The organism is Telluria sp. ZB2R32 (assembly GCF_059685715.1).
This window is the reverse complement of sequence record NZ_JCASIG010000003.1, coordinates 195977-213615: the sequence shown is the minus strand read 5'-3', so window position 1 is coordinate 213615 and position 17639 is coordinate 195977. Positions and strand designations below refer to the sequence as shown.

The window sequence follows — 17639 nt, the reverse complement described above, 5'->3', positions numbered from 1 at the left end:
TGAATGTCTCGCAATCTTGCGTGCTTCGGTCCGGTGGATGCGGACTTCCACGCGCGTCGTGCCGCCGCCGGAAGCCCAAAAATCGTTAGCGAGTGTAGCAGCGCAGTTGCCGTAGGTAAATATCGGAAAAAGCAATACGCCGAAATGGACAAGGAAACTTAATTCCGCGACAATAAAACCGTGCCGTTCCTGAATATTTTCACAAGTCAGGTGTTGTTTTTGTGGTCGCGTCGATTGTGCACTGTTTTTGCAAGCCTTCCAGCGAAGGCGGGCTCATCATTGAGCGAAGTCAACAGGTTGCGCTATCGCAAGCCCGGCACATTCAGCAGCAGCCAGAATACATAGCGTATTGGAGGGGCTCATCATGTACCGGAAAATCCTGATCACCACCGACGGCTCCGCCGTTTCCCAGCACACTGCCTGCGCCGGGGTCAAGTTCGCGCACCAGATGGGTGCCGAAGTGCTGGCCCTGTTCGTCGCACCGGACTACCAGTACCCGGTGTACGTCGAGATCATTCCGCCCTCGTATCCCAGCGAAGACGACTACATCAGCCAGATGCGCCGCACCGGCGAAGACTACATGGGCAGGATCATGCGCTCCTGCGAGCAGGCCGGACTGCAGCACAGCTGCATGACCGCGTTTTCCGACGCCACGGCCCTGAAGATCGTCGACGTCGCCGAGCAGGAAGGCTGCGACCTGATCTTCATGGGTTCGCACGGGCGCAGCGGCTGGGGCCAGCTCCTGCTGGGCAGCGTCACCAATAAAGTGTTGTCGCATACCACCAAGCCGGTACTGGTGCACCGGCTGATCAACGAGCCAGCCTCGACCTGATGCCGGCGCCGGCACGCCGCGCCGCGGCGTGCACACTATAAGCCGCGGACCACGTGGCAAGGGGGTGCATTCATGATAAGAATCGTCATCGCAGATGATCACACGATCATGCGTGAAGGGCTGAAGCGGATCCTCGACGGCGCGCTCGACGTCGAGATCGTCGGCGAAGCGACCAACGGCTTCGAAGTCCTGTCGCTGGTGCGCCAGGGCGGCTTCGACCTGCTGCTGCTCGATTTGTCGATGCCCGGGCGCAGCGGCGTCGACCTGATCCGCCAGGTACGCAGCGAGGCGCCCAAGCTGGCCATCCTGATCCTCACCATGCACGAAGAGGAACAGTATGCGGTGCGCGCCATCCGCGCCGGCGCCCAGGGCTACCTCACCAAGGAGAGCGCGGGCACCCAGCTGGTCGGCGCGATCCGCAAGGTGGCCTCGGGCCGGCCCTACATCAGTACCGAAGTGGCCGAGCAGCTGGCGCTGAACATCATGGCGCCCAACGAGCAGCTGTTGCACAAACAACTCTCGGACCGCGAATTCGAAGTGTTTTCGCTGCTCGTCGGCGGCAAGTCGATCACCGAAATCGCCAACAACCTGCATTTGTCGGTGAAGACCGTGAGTACCCACAAGACGCGCATCATGCAGAAGATGGGGATGACGTCGCTGTCGGAAATGGTGCAGTATGCCGTGGCGCATCGTCTGCTGGCGCCTCTGAAAGCCTGAACCGGTCGAGCTTCTGAAACGGCGGCATTGCCTTCGCCGTATTAACAACGTTTGACAGTGGCGGGCGGCCATTTGTGCCTTGCCCGCCACGCTGCAATCCACGCTTTGCTGCCCTGCCAGCAAGTTGTTGTACCGGATAGTGCCCGCGACGCCCCGTTTTGGTAAGAAAATTCCTACGTTACTAGTTCCTCTCCTACCTACACATTCAGCCATTGCTGATACCCATGCCGAACTCGTGTTGGCATACTGAATTCAGCGTATCGACTTGCTTGCGATCTAATTTCTCTCCGTAAGCCAAGCCTCCCGCTTGATGAATCCTATTGAAGCACCCGGTAGCGGCCCCAGCCACCTGCCCTGCCAGAAGATTTCTTCACCGGAGATGAGCATGCAGTCCCAGCCAACGCCAGAACAACGCAACGCCTCGTCGACCATGCATTCCACACCAATGGAAGCAGGCCGCCAACGCCAGGGCCGCCTGTGGTCCAACCTGAAAGAAGTCTGCGACCTGCTGCACATCCCGGCCGCGGTCTCCATCAATTCCGAAGAACTGCTGTTCCAGCACGTACAGTTCAAGACCGGCCAGCGCGTCCACACCATCGGCCAGGCCTTCGACACTCTGTACATCGTCAACTCCGGCTTCCTGAAAACGGTGCTGATCGACGAGTTCGGCAACGAACAGGTGCTGAGCTTCCCGATGAAGGGCGACATGCTCGGCGTCGACGGCATCCACACCCGCCACTACGCCTCCGAAGCCGTGGCGCTGTCGGACTGCGACCTGATCCTGCTGCCGTTCAAGAAACTGACCGCCCTCGGCCGCGTGCACATGGAGCTGGAAAACCTGATGTACGGCGTCATGAGCCGCGAGCTGGTGCGTGAGCAGGCCATGATTGGCATGCTCGGCGCCCTCTCCGCCGAGGCACGCGTGGCGCGCTTCCTGGTCTCGCTGGCTGACCGTTTCGCCGCCATGGGCTACTCGAGCAAGCTGTTCAACCTGCGCATGACGCGCCACGAGATCGGCAGCTATCTGGGCCTGACGCTGGAAACGGTAAGCCGCACCCTGTCCGCCTTCAACGAGATCGGGCTCATTACCGTCGACCAGCGTACCATCGGCATCAAGGACCCGGAAGCCCTGAAAACCCTGCGCCGCCTGCCACCGTCGCGCTCGCGCACCAAGGCAGCCGGCGCCAAGCAGAAAGCCGAGCTCGACGCAGCCGGCGACGACCAGGTGCTGGCCACGGCCTGATTGATTGCCTCCTTGCCGGCAAGTGCGGCAGGGGCAAAAACAGCTCCGACATGGTGGTTTCTTCGCGAGACCAGAATGTCGGAGTTGTTTTATTTTGTGGATTGTTGAAAGTGCGTTCCGTTATTGATCCCGCGACAACACGCCATTGTTGACGCGTACCGGATCGCCGACGCGGAAGCCGGGATCGTTGTCATACTGCAGCGTCTGCGTCGCTCCATTGCCCGCATAACGCACCACGACTTCGTAGCGCTGGGCCTGCCGTCCGTTGCGCTGGATGGCGTTGCCGGCGACCGCGCCGCCGACGGCGCCGGCCACGGTGGCCGCCTTGCGGCCGCTGCCGCTGCCGACCTGGTTGCCGAGCAGGCCGCCGACCACCGCGCCGGCCGCCGTGCCGAGGTAATTGCCCTGGCCGCTCACTTCGACCACGTTGACCGCTTCCACGGTGGCGCAGTTGGTGCAGTAGCGCGCCGTGCCCGGCGCACTGGTGGCCACGGCGGGTCCTGCGACCGGACGCAGCGTGGGACCGGCCAGCAGCGGACGGCCCAGCACCTGCTCCGTATAGCGGCCGTTGGCGCGGATCGTCGCCGTCACCCGGCTGTCGGGGGCGATGCGGTCGTCGCGGCGGATCGTGTAGTCGGCAGCATATTCGCCGGGACGCACTTCCGGCAGGAAAAAGACGCCGCGCGCGCCCGCCATGGTCAGTTCGACGCGGGCGCCGGGCGTGCCGAAGACGGTGAAGCCGAGGTCGTTGCCGGGCGCCAGCTCGTCGCTGGCGCGCACTTCGAAGCGTTCGATGCGCGGCACCGAGGCCAGGTCGCCGCGCCGGTTCGGACGCGGGGCGCCGTCGCGCACCACCGATTCGCTCAGCACGTCGGTCGCCACGCGGTTGCCCACACGCAGGTTGGCGGTGACGGCGCTGGTATTGACGATGCGGTCGCGCGCGCCGATGACATAGGTGCCGACGTATTGCCCGGGTTCGGTTTCCGTCATGTACACGTTGCGCGTGGCGCCGTCGATGCGCAGCGTGGCGTTGCCGCCGGGCGTGCCGTACAGGTCGAAATGCAGCTCCACGCCGGGCGCCAGGCGCCGCACTTCCTCGACATTGAAACCGCGAATCAGCGGTCCGCGGCTGTCGCGTTCATATTGCTGCGCATGCGCGGCAGCCGGCGCCAGCGCTATGGAGCACAGCGGCAACAGCGCAACCAGCGTGGCACTCAGGGTATGGCGAAGCTTCATGGCATGTCTCCTTTCGATGGGCCGCCTTCACGTACATACACAGTACGCCAATGCCCAAAAGAAAACAGTGCGCTAACGAACGCTGTGCACGGCCTCGCCTGAGGTGACGAAAATGGCGTCTCCGGCCTCGCGCGTGACCACGTGGCCGCCGGTGAACGAGCCGAACGACGGCAGGATCATGCGCTCGCTGCCGACCACGAAGCACGGCAGGCGCAGCGAATCGAAACGCGTGGCCAGCATCCAGGCCGGGTGCACGTGGCCGGCCAACGCATAGCCTCCCGTGTCGACATCGGGATGATGGCAAAAGGCAAACGGCCCGACCATGTGCGGTTCGTCCACCAGTTCGATGCCGAGGGTGGCCGCCGGGTCGCCCGCGTGCTTGTCGTGGTTGCCGCGCACCAGGGTCAGGCGCAGGTCGCGGCGGCGCTCGCGCCAGGCCAGCATCGCCTGCTGGGTGCTCGACGCGTGGGCGGCGCGCGCGTGCAGGAAGTCGCCCAGGAAGACGACGTGGCGCGCGCCGTGGGCATCGATCAGGGCGTCGAGCCCTTGCAGGTTTTCGCTGGTGGTGCCGCGCGGCACCGGGATGCCTTGCGCGCGGAACGAGGCCGCCTTGCCGAAGTGGATGTCGGCAATGATCAGCATCGATTGCGCCGGCCAGAACACGGCCTTTTCGGGCAACAGCAAGAGTCGTTCACCAGCAACTTCAACTTCGGACACCGTCATACGGCAGCAGCCTTCTCCAGTTCGCGCACCATGCGCGCCACGCGGTCATTCAGTTTTTCGGTGCTCACCTTTTCGCGGAAGCGCTCGACCATCAACGCAAAGCCAAACGGCGTCGCGCGTTTCACGACACGATACGCCACTTTGCGTGCATGGAGTTCCGCCAGCGTGTCACGCAGGCGGGTCAATTCCAGTTCCTGCTCCAGCACTTCGCGCTGCGCTTGCGTGAGCAGCAGGTTGCCGGCGTCGTGCTTGCGGAAGACTTCGAAAAACAGCGACGACGACGCCTGCACCTGGCGGTTCGATTTCGGCTGGCCCGGATAGCCCTGGAACACCAGGCCCGCAATGCGCGCCACTTCGCGGAAACGCTGCTGCGACAGCTGGGTCGCGTTCAGGCTGTCGAGCACGTCCTCGAGCAGGTGCTCGGTGTCGAACAGGCCAACGTCCGCCCCGGTGGCGCCGGCGAATTCGCGCTCCCAGTCGACCGGTTCCGGCGACATGAGTTCAAAGCCGTAATCGTTGATCGCAATCGAAAACGTGATCGGCTGGCGCCGCCCGATGCGGTAAGCGAACAGCGAGGCCAGGCCCATGTGCACCGAGCGCCCGGCGAACGGGTACACGAACAGGTGGTAGCCTTCGCGGCTCTTCATCGATTCCAGCACCAGGGTGTCGATGGTGGGCAGCGCCGACCATTTGGCCTGGATGTCGAGCAGCGGCCGGATCGCCCCCATTTCCGGTCCTTCGAAGCGTCCCTCGGCCGCCTGGCGCAGCTGCTCGAGCGCGGCATGCGCGAGTTCCGAGGACATCGGCATCTTGGTTCCCTGCCAGCGCGCGATCGCGCCGCGGCTTCCCGTGGCGCGTTTCACGAACGCCGTCATCTCGTGCACGCGCACGAATTCGAGGATGCGTCCGCCGAACAGGAAATGGTCGCCCGGTTTCAGGCGCCCGATGAAGGACTCTTCCATGCTGCCGATGCGGCCACCGCTGACGTATTTCACCTGGATGGTGGCGTCGGAAACGATGGTGCCGATGCCCATGCGGTGGCGGCGGCCGATCGCCGTATCGGGTACGCGATACACGCCCTCCTCGTCCGGCAGCACGCGCCGGTATTCCGGATACACGGTCAGGCTCTGGCCGCCGCGCGCGACGAAATCGAGCGCCCACTGCCATTCTTCCTCGGTCAGGTGGCGGTACGACCAGGCGCGCCGCACCTCCTCGTAAAACGCCTCGGAGCGGAAGCCGCCGCCCAGGGCGACGGTGACCATGTGCTGGACCAGCACGTCGAAGGGTTTGTTCGGCACATAGCGGCCCTCGATCCTGCGCGCGGCCACCGCCACCTTGGCGCCGGCCGCTTCCAGGATCTCCATGCTGTTGGTCGGCACCAGGGTCACGCGCGAGACCCGTCCCGGCGCGTGGCCGCTGCGCCCGGCGCGCTGCAGCAGGCGCGCGATACCCTTGGCGCTGCCGACCTGCAGCACGCGCTCGACCGGTAAAAAATCCACGCCCAGGTCGAGGCTGGCGGTGCAGATCACCGCTTTCAGTTCGCCCTTTTTCAAGCCCATCTCGACCCAGTCGCGTACCTCGCGCGCCAGCGAGCCATGGTGCAGCGCGATCACGCCGGCCCAGTCGGGACGCGCTTCGAGGATGTTCTGGTACCAGATCTCCGACTGCGAGCGCGTATTGGTAAATACCAGCGTGGCGTCGTAATGCTCGATCTCGTCGATCACGGGTTTGAGCATCTGCAGGCCCAGGTGTCCGCCCCAGGGAAAACGCGCGACGTCCTTCGGGATCAACGAATCGACCACGATCTGTTTCTTGGTATCGCCTTCGACCAGTACGCCCGGCGAATTTTGCCCAACTTCTCCCAACAACACCTGGCGCGCCAGGTCGAGGTCGCCCATCGTCGCCGACACGCCCCAGATCACGAGGCCAGGGCGCCAATGGCGCAGCCGCGCCAGCGCCAGCTGCACCTGTACGCCGCGCTTGCTGCCCATCAGCTCGTGCCACTCGTCGATGATGATCATGTCGAGGTGCTTGAACTGTTCTTCGGCAGCCGCGTGGCTGAGCAGCAGCGACAGGCTTTCCGGCGTCGTGATCAGGCTTGTCGGCCACTTGCGCGACTGGCGCGCGCGCTCGGCCGAACCGGTGTCGCCGGTGCGCGCACCGACGGTCCACTCGGGCGCCAGCGCCGCCGCCGATTCTTCCAGCGCGCGCTGGGTGTCGGCGGCGAGCGCGCGCATCGGCGTGATCCACAACACGCGCAGGCCGCTCATCCGGCCTTTACTCAAAGCCCCACGCTGCAGCGCTGCCAGCCACACGGCATAGGTTTTACCTGCGCCCGTGTTCGCATGCAGCAGCCCGGACTGGCCCGCCAGCGCCGCCTTCCACACTTCCTTTTGAAACGGGAAGGCCTTCCAGCCGCGCGCGGCGAACCACTCCTTGACTTTTGTCGGCGTCGGCCCGCTCATGCACCGGCGGCGGCCAGCAGGCCTTTCAATGTGTCGAGCGTGTCGGCATCGTCCACCAGCTTGTCGTCGCGCCGGCGCAGGATGCGCGGGAAGCGCACGGCAATCCCCGCCTTGTGGCGCGAGGACAGCGCGATGCCTTCGAAGCCGATCTCGAACACCATCGTCGGTTTTACGGAGCGCACCGGCCCGAATTTTTCGACCGTGGTCTTGCGGATCGCATTGTCGACCTGGGCGATCTCGGCATCGGTCAGGCCGGAATAGGCTTTCGCGAACGGCACCAGCTTGCGCTCGCCATGGCCCTCGTCGTCGTCCCACACGGCGAAGGTATAGTCGGTGTAGAGCGAGGCGCGCCGTCCATGGCCGGCCTGGGCATAGATCAGCACCGCGTCGACCGAATACGGGTCCACCTTCCACTTCCACCAGGTGCCGACGTCCTTGGTGCGGCCGACGCCGTACTGGGCGCTTTTCGCCTTGACCATCATGCCTTCGACGCCGCGGTTGCGTGATTCCATACGCAGCGTCGCCAGCGCTTCCCAGTTCTGCGCATGGACCAGCGGCGAAATCTTCAGCTGCGGCTGGTCGACCGCGGCCACCTGCGTTTCCAGCAGCGCGCGCCGTTCGTGCTGGGGCAGCGCGCGCAGGTCGACGCCGTCGAGTTCGAGCAGGTCGTAGCAGACCAGCACCGCCGGCAGTTCGGCCAGCAATTTGGCCGACAGGGTTTTTCGTCCGATCCTGCGCTGCAGTTCGGCGAAGGGCGCGGGCGCGTCAATGGCATGGTCCCAGACCAGCACTTCGCCATCGACCACCGTCCCTTCGGGCAGGCGCACGCCGCACAGTTCCGGGAAGCGCTCGCTGATCAGGTCTTCGCCGCGCGACCACAGGTAGTTTTGCGCGCCGCGCCGTACCAGCTGGGCGCGGATGCCGTCGTACTTCCACTCGACCTGCCAGTCATGCACATCGCCCAGCGCCGCCGGGTCGCCCTGCAACTGGTGCGCCAGGAAGAAGGGATAGGGTTGGCCGCCGCGCAGCTTGTGTTCTTCGTCGGACTGCGCCGCGATCAGTTGCAGGAACTTGGTCGCGGTCGGACGTACGCTGCCGTCGGTCCAGCCCATCAGGCGCTGCGCCACCAGCTTGCTGTCCACCGCGGCAATCGCCGCCAGCGCGCGCGTAACCAGCAGTTTCGAGACGCCGACGCGAAAACCCCCGCCGATCAGTTTGCAGAACAGGAAGCGCTCGGGCGTGGTCAGCTCGTTCCAGTAGCCAAACAGGGCTTCGCGGATGACGGCGGGGTCGGCGCCGCGCAAGGGGCCGATCCGTTCCGTCATCCATTCGGCCAGGCCGACGTCGCTCTTCTTTTCCGGCGGCGGCAGGATGTGGGCGATGGTTTCGGCCATGTCGCCCACCGCGTTATAGGACTCGTCAAACAGCCATTCGTCGAGCACCGCGTATTCGATCGCGTACTGGCGCAACAGCTTAGTGGGAACGGCCTGGCGCGGCTTGCCGCCGGCGAGGAAGTACACGGCCCAGGCGGCGTTTTCCGGTGCGGCCGTGGAAAAATACTGCTGCAGCGCTTCGAGCTTGCGGTTGGTGGCTGTGGTTTCGTCGAGTTCGGCGAACAGGCGGGCGAATTCACGCATTGCCGGACTCCTCCACTGGCGCGGCCTCCGCCGGCTGGGGCGGGATACCGACATCATCGTCATCGTCGCCGTATTCGGTATCGAAGCCGGCCGCGTCCAGCCCCTGCTGGCAGAGCCAGCGCACTAGCACCGGAATCGAGCCGTGGGTGACGATGACGCGTTGGGCGCCGGTGGCGCTGATTGCCGACATCAACCCCGGCCAGTCGGCGTGGTCGGACAGAACGAAGCCACGGTCGACGCCACGCCGCCGGCGTGCGCCACGCAACTGCATCCAGCCGCTGGCAAAGGCGTCGCTGTAATCGCCGAAGCGCTTCATCCAGGGCGAGCCGGAGGCGGACGGCGGCGCGACGATGATGGATCCCTTCAGCGCCGCCTTGTCGACGTCGCTCACCATCAGCGTCGGCGGCAACGCGATGCCGCCTTCCCGGTACACGCGATTCAAGGGCTCGACCGCGCCATGGCAGACGATCGGCCCGATGGCCGGGTCGAGCCCGGACAGGATGCGCTGCGCCTTGCCGAACGAATAGCCGAAGATCACGCTCGGGCGGCCCTCGGCGGCGTTCTTCTGCCACCAGCGGTTGATGTCGTCGAAGATCGACTGCTCCGGGTCCCAGCGGTAGATGGGCAGGCCGAAGGTCGATTCGGTGATGAAGGTGTCGCAGCGCACGGGTTCGAACGGCGCGCAGGTTTTATCCGGCTCGATCTTGTAGTCGCCGGACGCGACCCAGACTTCGCCCCCGTATTCCATGCGTACCTGCGCCGAGCCGAGCACGTGCCCGGCCGGGTGCAGCGAGATGGTGACGCCGTTGTGGACCACGGTTTGCCCGTACTCCAGGCCGTCGACGTTGATGTCGCCCAGGCGCGAGCGCAGCACGTGCACGCCGCTGGCGGCAGTCAGGTATTTGCCATGGCCATAGCGCGCATGGTCGCCGTGCGCATGCGTGATCACGGCGCGCTCGACCGGGCGCCAGGGATCGATATAAAACCCGCCAGGGACGCAGTACAGCCCCTCCTTGCGTACCACCACCATATCTGCCATGCGGTCCTTTCTCAATACGTTTTGACGATCGTCCGACAAGGCTCCCAGGGCAAGGCGCAGCGTCGCATCGGCGAACCGCGAAGACAGTACGCTAGTACGGCGAGACGCTGCAACGCAGCCATGGGAGTCTTTTCAGACAATCGTGACGAAGTCTGCCATAAAGGAGCGATGCTCGCCGTCCGGGAAGTCGATGCCGATCTGGTCGCCGGCGACCGAGACGACGATGCCCTGCCCATACTTCGGCACCGTCACCTGCATGCCGGTTTCGAAATGCGGGCCGGCCGGTTCCGGCTCGGGCGCATGGTCGAACTCGTCGTCGCGGATCTCGATGTCGTCCAGGTTCATCGACGGCGGGTTCTTGCAGTTGTCGCACTTGCAGCACTTCTCGAAGCCTTCGACTTCGTCGCCGAAGTAATCGAGCATCAGCTTCCAGCGGCAGAAACCGCTGACCGCATAACCAACCATCTTTTCGAGCGACTCGCGGTCGTGTTCCTGCTTCTGCACGTAGACGGCGGCCAGCGCTTCGAAGGTGGCGGCCTTGGGCTCGGCCTTGGTGACGACAAATTCGAGCTTGCGGTTCTGGCGCACCAGCTTGCCGTCTTTCAGCAGCTTCAGGCAAACCTTGATCTTCGCTTCGTTCAGGTCGACCAGTTTCTCCTCGATGCGCTCGCTCGTGACCGCGCCCTCTTCCGCCAGTTCGCAGGCGGCGTCATACACCGAGCGGATCTCGGCGGCGTCCGGGTAGTGCTTGACCAGGAAGAACTGCTGCAGGCGCTTGTCGTCCTGCAGGAACAGCAGCGTGCAACTGGCATCCTTGCCGTCGCGTCCTGCTCGCCCCGACTCCTGGTAATACGATTCGAGGTTGGCGGGAATCTGCAGGTGGACCACGAAACGGGTATCGCTCTTGTCGATGCCCATGCCGAAGGCATTGGTTGCGACCATGATGCGCCGTTCGTCGTTCATGAACAGGTCCTGGTTGGCCTTGCGCTCGGCGCTGGGCAACTTGCCATGGTAGATCGTCACCGATTCGCCGGCTTCTTCCAGGATGCGGTGCATTTCCTCGGCCGCCTTGACGGTGGCGGCGTAGACAATGCCGACGCCCTCGTTTTCCGCCACCAGGCGCCGCGCTTCCTGGAATTTCTCGTCCAGGTTGGTCACCTGGCGCACGCTGTAGTGCAGATTCGGGCGGTAAATGCCGGTATTGATGACGTTCATGCGCGGCCGGTTCAGCTGGCGGCCGATGTCGTCCATCACCTCGTCGGTGGCGGTGGCGGTCAGCGCCAGCACCGGCGGCTGGCCGAGCGCGGCAATCGCCGCCGCCATTTCGATATAGGCCGGGCGGAAATCGTGGCCCCACTGCGAGATGCAGTGCGCCTCGTCGATCGCGACCAGCACGATCTTCGTTTGCTTGAGCACGTCGAGGAAATCGGGCGAGGTCAGGCGCTCGGGCGTGCAGAACACGATCTCGCACTCGCCGGCGGCGATGCTGGCCAGGGCCCCATGCTCTTCCTCGGCGTTCAGGCTGCTGTTGACCTGGCAGGCGCGAATGCCCAACTCGTCGAGCTTCTCGAGCTGGTCCTTCATCAGCGAAATCAGGGGCGAGACGACGACCGTCGTGCCCTTCAGGATGTGCGCGGGAATCTGGTAGCACAGCGACTTGCCGCCGCCGGTGGGCATGATCGCCAGCGTGTCCTTACCGTCGAGGACGCTGTCGATGACGCGCTGCTGTCCATCGCGCAGGCGTTCGATGCCGAACACGGAGCGCAGCAGTTTTTTGATGGAATGGCGGCGCACTGCGAGCAGGCCATTGTGGAGGAGTTGGGGATCGTGTCGGGTCATGCGAGCACTGTAATTCGCACGCGCGAACCCGGCTATAGGACGCACGCCAAAGGCCGCGTAGGAGCGGCTCTCTGAGCCCCTTCCTGCGGCTGAGACAGCGCCACAAGGTCTTTTCCTACAGAACGGCGGAGTCCCCGCCGATGCCACGGAATGTGGCCCGGCCTCAGAATGGCACCATACCAAGCGAAAACACACACCCGAAAGCAGGAGAACCCATCATGATGCGCTCGATCCCCACCACCCTGACCGCACTCCAACTTGCCCTCGCCGGCGCCGCAGCCTGGCTGGTGTATGAAACGAACGCGCTGCAGGGGGCAGCGGTGCTGATGTTTCACTAAACGAATTCCGCCACAGGCGTGGCCGGTTGTCTTGAACATGATGACGTCTTGACCAAATCATTGTCGCAAAACATCGGGCTGATCGGCGCACGATAACGCCAGGCAACAAGTTTCAGACCGGTGCACCGGATGCACCGGCAATTAATAAGCAGACAACAGCGCCATCCGCTCGGACCGGATGGCGCTTTTTATTTATACCGGCTGCTTATGCAGTAGGCAATCCATCCAACAAATAATAAAAAAACGCCACCCCGGCTTGCACCGGGATGGCGTTTCCATTTACTGCACTACTGAAGATCAGGCAGCCGCTTGCGCCGGCATGTCGACCGCATCGGTCTCTTCGGTCGGCAGGCGCATCATGTAGTCGAAGGCTGCCAAGGAGGCCTTGGCGCCCTCGCCCACGGCAATCACGATCTGCTTGAACGGCACCGTGGTGACGTCGCCGGCCGCGAACACGCCAGGGATCGAGGTTTCGCCTCTGGCGTCGACTTCGATCTCGCCGTGCGGCGTCAGGTCGAGCGTGCCCTTGAGCCATTCGGCGTTCGGGAGCAGACCGATCTGGACGAAGACACCTGCCAGTTCCACCGTATGCAACTCGCCGCTGGCGCGGTCCTTGTAGACCAGGCCGGTGACTTTCTTGCCGTCGCCCAGGACTTCCGTCGTCTGCGCACCCTTGATCACGTCCACGTTATTCAGGCTGTAGAGCTTGCGCTGCAGGACCGCATCGGCGCGCAGTTCGTTGCCGTATTCGATCAGGGTCACGTGCTCGACGATGCCGGCCAGGTCGATGGCCGCTTCGACGCCCGAGTTACCGCCGCCGATCACCGACACGCGCTTGCCCTTGAACAGCGGGCCGTCGCAGTGCGGGCAATAGGCCACGCCGTGGTTCTTGTACTCTTTTTCGCCCGGCACGTTGATTTCGCGCCAGCGGGCGCCGGTCGAGATGATGACCGACTTCGATTTCAGGACGGCGCCATCTTCGGTCGTCACTTCGAACAGCTTGTCGTTCTTCTCCAGCTTGGCGGCGCGCTGCAAATTCATGATGTCGACGTCGTAGTGCTTGACGTGCTCTTCCAGCGAGACGGCGAACTTCGGTCCTTCGGTTTCCTTCACCGAGACAAAGTTTTCGATCGCCAGCGTGTCGAGCACCTGGCCGCCGAAGCGGTCGGCGACGACGCCGGTACGAATGCCTTTGCGGGCGGCGTAGATTGCCGCGGCCGCGCCGGCAGGACCGCCGCCGACGATCAGCACGTCGAAGGCTTCTTTCTTGGACAGTTCAGCGGCCTTGCGCTTGCCGGCGCCGGTGTCGAGCTTGGCGAGGATTTCCTCGGCGCTCATGCGCCCCTGGCCGAAATGCTCGCCGTTCAGGAACATCATCGGCACGGCCAGGATCTGGCGCGACTCGACTTCATCCTTGTACAGGCCGCCGTCGATGGTCGTGACCTTGATGCGTGGATTGATGATCGACATCGAGTTCAGCGACTGCACCACTTCCGGGCAGTTATGGCAGGACAGCGAGATGAAAGCTTCGAAGACGTAGTCGCCGTCGAGGTTCTTGATCTGATCGATCACTGCCTGGTCGAACTTGATCGGATGGCCGCCCACTTGCAGCAGGGCCAGCACCAGCGAGGTGAATTCGTGGCCGAGCGGAATCGCGGCGAATTCGATGCCGATGTCGGTGCCGACACGGTTGATGGCAAAGGATGGCTTGCGCGTGCCCTTGCCGTCTTCACGGTAGGTAATCTTGGTGCTCAGGGAAGTGATTTCCTTGAGCAGTTCTTCCATTTCTCGCGCCTTGGGCGAGTTGTCGAGCGATGCAACGATCTCAATCGGCTGCACCACTTTTTCCAAATAGGCTTGTAACTGCTTTTTGAGATTTGCATCCAGCATGGTTTTTCCTTGTATTCGGTGAGTGTCGGACACTGGCCGGCTGAGGCGGGCCAGTGTCCGGTACAACGGGTATGACTAGCTAACTACTTACTACCTACTGCTTAGATCTTGCCGACCAGGTCCAGCGACGGGGTCAGGGTTTCAGCGCCTTCGGTCCACTTGGCTGGGCAGACTTCGCCTGGGTGAGCAGCGACGTACTGGGCAGCCTTGACTTTGCGCATCAGTTCCGATGCGTCGCGGCCGATGCCGTTGTCGTGCACTTCCATGACCTTGATCTGGCCTTCAGGATTGATGACGAAGGTGCCGCGCAGCGCCATGCCTTCTTCTTCGATCATGACCTGGAAGTTACGGGCCAGGATGCCGGTCGGGTCGCCGATCAGCGGGTAGTTGACTTTCTTGATCGCGTCCGAAGTGTCGTGCCATGCCTTGTGGGCGAAGTGGCTGTCGGTCGACACGCCGTAGACTTTGACGCCCATCTGTTCGAACTGCGGCTGGAAGTCAGCCAGGTCTTCCAGTTCGGTCGGGCAGACGAAGGTGAAGTCGGCCGGGTAGAACATCAGGATGGACCAGGTGCCTTTGAATTGTTCTTCGGTCAGATCGATGAACTTGCCAGCGTGGTAAGCGGTTGCTTTGAATGGCTTGATTTCGGTGTTGATAAGGGACATGGAAGCTCCTGTTTGTGTGTTGAATCAAAGTTGATGAATGCAAGTGTAAAGCGCTTGCGGTCGCTTGTAAAATTAATTGATCAGATGATTTCGATTAATTTCTACTATCGCGAGGAGGAAACAAGTCCGGCCGTGGCTGGCAGGGCTGTCAATCTCGCAAGAGACTTGTCAGTGTGAGGGAAACGCGCGGTCTTTGCAACCGCGCGCCAATTGAATGCGGGGCTGCAAGGCTGGGGTCAGGGCTGACATTTAGACACGAACTCGACGGTGCCGCATCAATGATGGCTGAGGCCGCGCCAAGGCGGGAGTCCAAATGTCAGACCTGATCCCGGGTTTTTCGACGTCAGGCGGAGACGGGTGAGCACGCCACTGCCACGTCGCACGGCAGCGCCAGGCTGAAGGTTGAGCCCTGCCCCGGCGTGCTCGTCACCGTCAATTCGCCGCCGTGGGCCGTGGCCAGCTGGCGCGAGATGTAGAGGCCCAGGCCCAGACCTTTCGGCTCGCCGTTGCGTGCGCCGCGTTCGAACGGCTGGAAGATGCGCTCGACGTCTTCCGGCGAAATCCCCTTGCCCTGGTCGATGACGTCGATGCGGGCGCACTTGCCTTCCACGACCACGCGTACCTCGACGTTGCAGCCGCCGCCGTAGCGCAGCGCATTCGTGAGCAGGTTGACCACCACCTGCTCGATGCGGAACTCGTCCCAGCAGCCGGTGACGGGCGCGTGCGGTGCCAGCGAAATGGCGCAGCCGCTGGCCGCCGCCTGCAGCGACAGGTCGCTCACCACGCGTTCGAGCATGCCGATCAGTTCGACCTGGGCCGGGCGCACCGACAGCGTGCCGTTCCTCATGCGGGTAACGTCGAGCATGTCGTCGATCAGACGGATCATGGCCTTGATCTGGCGCTCGTCGCGTTTGATCATCGCGCCCATCTGCTCGCCGGCAAAGGCTTGCAGATTGCCGCGCTTGAGATGCAGGGTGCGCATCTGCGTTTCCAGAAACAGCGTGTTCAGCGGCGTGCGCAACTCGTGGGCGACCAGCGACATGAACTCGTCACGCATGCGCAGCGAGCGCTGCAGTTCGGCCTGGGTGGCGTTCAATTCCTGCAACAGGATTTCCTGTTCGCGCCGGCTCTTTTCCAGCGCTTCCATCTGGCGCCGCGTCTCGCGCCGCTGCTGGTCGAGCGCGACGAACACGTTCACCTTGCCGCGCACCGCGTCCGGGTCGAGCGGCTTGTACAGGAAGTCCACCGCACCGGTCTCATAGCCCTTGAAGGCGTAGTTCAGCTCGCGCCCGGCGGCCGAGACGAAGACGATCGGGATGTGGCGGGTGCGCTCGGTGCCGCGCATCAGTTCGGCCAACTCGAAACCATCCATGCCGGGCATCTGCACGTCGAGGATGGCCAGGGCGAACTCGTGCTCGAGCAGCAGCGCCAGCGCCTCGTCGCCCGAGTGGGCATGGAACACGAGCCGCTGCTCGTCGCGGATCAGGGCGTCGAGGGCGCGCAGGTTGTCGGGAAGATCGTCGACGATGAGAAGTTTGCTTTTGGTTTGGACGTTCATATTCTTGTCTCCAGCTGGGGCAGCAGCGCGCGGATGGCGGCCAGCGGCAGGACCAGGTGCGGGGCACATTTGCGGATCGCCCCGTCGGGCATCGCGCTCGCCTGCGCTTCTCGTGGGTCCTGCACGACCGTCAGGCCGCCGCGCCGCCAGATGCTTTGCATGCCGTCGGCGCCATCGGTATTCGCGCCGGTCAGCAAAATGCCGGCCAATCCGTCGCCATAGGCGTCGGCAGCCGACTCCATCAGCACGTCGATGGCCGGACGCGCATAGTGTACGGGCGGCTCGCAGCTGATGGAAAAAACGCGGTCCTGCTCGATCGACAGGTGGTAGCCGGCGCCGGCGAAATACACGGTGCCGCCTTCGACCGGCGCCTTGTCCACCGCTTCGCGCACCGGCAGCGACAGGCGCGCGCCGAACAGTTCGGCCAGGCGGCTTTCGCGGTCGGCGGGCAGGTGCAGGATGCACACCGTGGCCGGCTTGAAATCGGACGGCAGCGCCGGCAGCAGCTCGACGAGCGCATCGACGCCGCCGGCCGACGCGCCGATCACGATCGCCTCGACCCTGCGGCCCGCCAGGGCGGCCTCTATTGACTCTGCCGTCGCGCTCATACCCCGACCTTGCGGAAGATGCGTTCGCGCCGCGCGACCGATTCGAATTTGTTTGCGTGGTTCGAAAAGTCGATGCTTTCCTTGCTGCCCAGCGCAAGGAAGCCGCGGTGGCAGAGCGACTCGTGGAACAGGCCCAGCACCCGGTTCTGCAGGCGCCGGTTAAAGTAGATCATGACGTTGCGGCAGCTGATGAAATGGGTTTCCGAGAACACGCTGTCGGTGGCCAGGCTGTGGTCGGCGAAGGTCACGTTCTCGACCAGGTGGCGCTCGAACAGGGCGCCGCCATAGGCCGCCGTATAGTAATCGGAAAACGCGCGCTTGCCGCCCGCCTTCTGGTAGTTCTCGGTATAGAGGCGCATGCGGTCGAGCGGGAACACGCCGCGCCGGGCCGCGTCCAGCGATTGCGGATTGATGTCGGTCGCGTAGATCAGGCTGCGCTCGAGCAGGCCTTCTTCGTGCAGCAGGATCGCCAGCGACCAGACTTCCTCGCCGGTGCTGCAGCCGGCCACCCACAGTTTGAGCGACGGGTAGGTGCGCAGGTGCGGCACGACCTGGGTGCGCAGCGCCTCGTGGTATTCGGGGTCGCGGAACATCTCGGTGACGGGGATCGTCAGGAACTGCAGCAGCCGCGCGAACGCTTCCGGCTGGTGCAGCACCTTGGCCTGCAACTCGGAGACGGTCGCGCATTCCATCTCGCGCAAGGCCACCAGCACGCGCCGCTTTTGCGACGCGCCCGTGTAGTCGCGGAAGTCGTAGTTGTACTTGAGGTAGACCGCCTCGACCAGCATGCGCAGTTCGATGTCGATGTCTTCGATCGGATGTTTCATAGGCTGACTCGCACTCGCAAAC

The 17639-nt window shown here is 63.7% G+C and carries 14 protein-coding genes; 3 read left to right on the top strand and 11 right to left on the bottom strand.

Translation table 11 applies throughout. The annotated features are described in order from the left end of the window. The first annotated feature begins 364 nt into the window (after positions 1-364). From AC56LG_RS10300 to AC56LG_RS10290, 3 genes are all read left to right on the top strand, one after another. Positions 365-832 (top strand): universal stress protein, encoded by a 468-nt coding sequence (locus AC56LG_RS10300; protein WP_497166021.1) that lies wholly within the window; start codon positions 365-367, stop codon positions 830-832. Between the two features lie 72 nt (positions 833-904). Further along, positions 905-1549, top strand: a complete 645-nt coding sequence (locus AC56LG_RS10295) for a response regulator (protein WP_056332929.1) — start codon at positions 905-907, stop codon at positions 1547-1549. Between the two features lie 445 nt (positions 1550-1994). Next, a complete protein-coding gene (locus AC56LG_RS10290; RefSeq protein WP_056332926.1) occupies positions 1995-2792 on the top strand; it encodes a Crp/Fnr family transcriptional regulator in 798 nt (265 codons plus the stop codon). Between the two features lie 120 nt (positions 2793-2912). Here AC56LG_RS10290 and AC56LG_RS10285 read toward each other — a convergent pair whose 3' ends face one another. From AC56LG_RS10285 to AC56LG_RS10235, 11 genes are all read right to left on the bottom strand, one after another. Then, positions 2913-4028, bottom strand: coding sequence for an outer membrane lipoprotein (locus AC56LG_RS10285; RefSeq protein ID WP_497166020.1), 1116 nt, complete (start codon positions 4026-4028; stop codon positions 2913-2915). Positions 4029-4100: 72 nt separating this feature from the next. Continuing rightward, the gene (gene pdeM, locus AC56LG_RS10280; protein WP_497166019.1) at positions 4101-4751 is read right to left on the bottom strand and encodes a ligase-associated DNA damage response endonuclease PdeM; all 651 of its coding nucleotides are present in this window, start codon (positions 4749-4751) and stop codon (positions 4101-4103) included. Next, the gene (locus tag AC56LG_RS10275) at positions 4748-7216 is read right to left on the bottom strand and encodes a ligase-associated DNA damage response DEXH box helicase (protein ID WP_497166018.1); all 2469 of its coding nucleotides are present in this window, start codon (positions 7214-7216) and stop codon (positions 4748-4750) included. The genes pdeM and AC56LG_RS10275 overlap by 4 nt, the downstream gene beginning before the upstream one ends. Beyond that, on the bottom strand, positions 7213-8853 hold the full coding sequence (locus tag AC56LG_RS10270) for an ATP-dependent DNA ligase (protein ID WP_497166017.1): 1641 nt from the start codon (positions 8851-8853) through the stop codon (positions 7213-7215). The genes AC56LG_RS10275 and AC56LG_RS10270 overlap by 4 nt, the downstream gene beginning before the upstream one ends. Then, positions 8846-9892: a ligase-associated DNA damage response exonuclease gene (locus tag AC56LG_RS10265; protein WP_497166016.1), complete on the bottom strand. Its 1047-nt coding sequence runs from the start codon at positions 9890-9892 to the stop codon at positions 8846-8848. Before AC56LG_RS10265 ends, AC56LG_RS10270 begins: the two co-directional genes overlap by 8 nt. Positions 9893-10024: 132 nt before the next feature. Next, positions 10025-11731 carry a RecQ family ATP-dependent DNA helicase gene (locus tag AC56LG_RS10260; RefSeq protein WP_497166015.1) on the bottom strand — a complete coding sequence of 569 codons (1707 nt, stop codon included), beginning with the start codon at positions 11729-11731 and terminating at the stop codon, positions 10025-10027. 635 nt (positions 11732-12366) lie between these two features. After that, positions 12367-13959: an alkyl hydroperoxide reductase subunit F gene (gene ahpF, locus AC56LG_RS10255; protein ID WP_497166014.1), complete on the bottom strand. Its 1593-nt coding sequence runs from the start codon at positions 13957-13959 to the stop codon at positions 12367-12369. A 101-nt stretch (positions 13960-14060) separates the two neighbouring features. Further along, complete coding sequence (ahpC, locus tag AC56LG_RS10250; protein WP_192050927.1) at positions 14061-14624, bottom strand: alkyl hydroperoxide reductase subunit C; 564 nt, start codon at positions 14622-14624, stop codon at positions 14061-14063. A gap of 343 nt (positions 14625-14967) precedes the next feature. Next, on the bottom strand, positions 14968-16182 hold the full coding sequence (locus AC56LG_RS10245; RefSeq protein ID WP_497166013.1) for a hybrid sensor histidine kinase/response regulator: 1215 nt from the start codon (positions 16180-16182) through the stop codon (positions 14968-14970). Further along, entirely contained in the window at positions 16179-16790 is a 612-nt protein-coding gene (locus AC56LG_RS10240; RefSeq protein WP_497166012.1) for a chemotaxis protein CheB, read from the bottom strand. Before AC56LG_RS10240 ends, AC56LG_RS10245 begins: the two co-directional genes overlap by 4 nt. After that, positions 16787-17617, bottom strand: coding sequence for a CheR family methyltransferase (locus tag AC56LG_RS10235; RefSeq protein WP_497166011.1), 831 nt, complete (start codon positions 17615-17617; stop codon positions 16787-16789). Before AC56LG_RS10235 ends, AC56LG_RS10240 begins: the two co-directional genes overlap by 4 nt. Positions 17618-17639 lie beyond the last annotated feature (22 nt).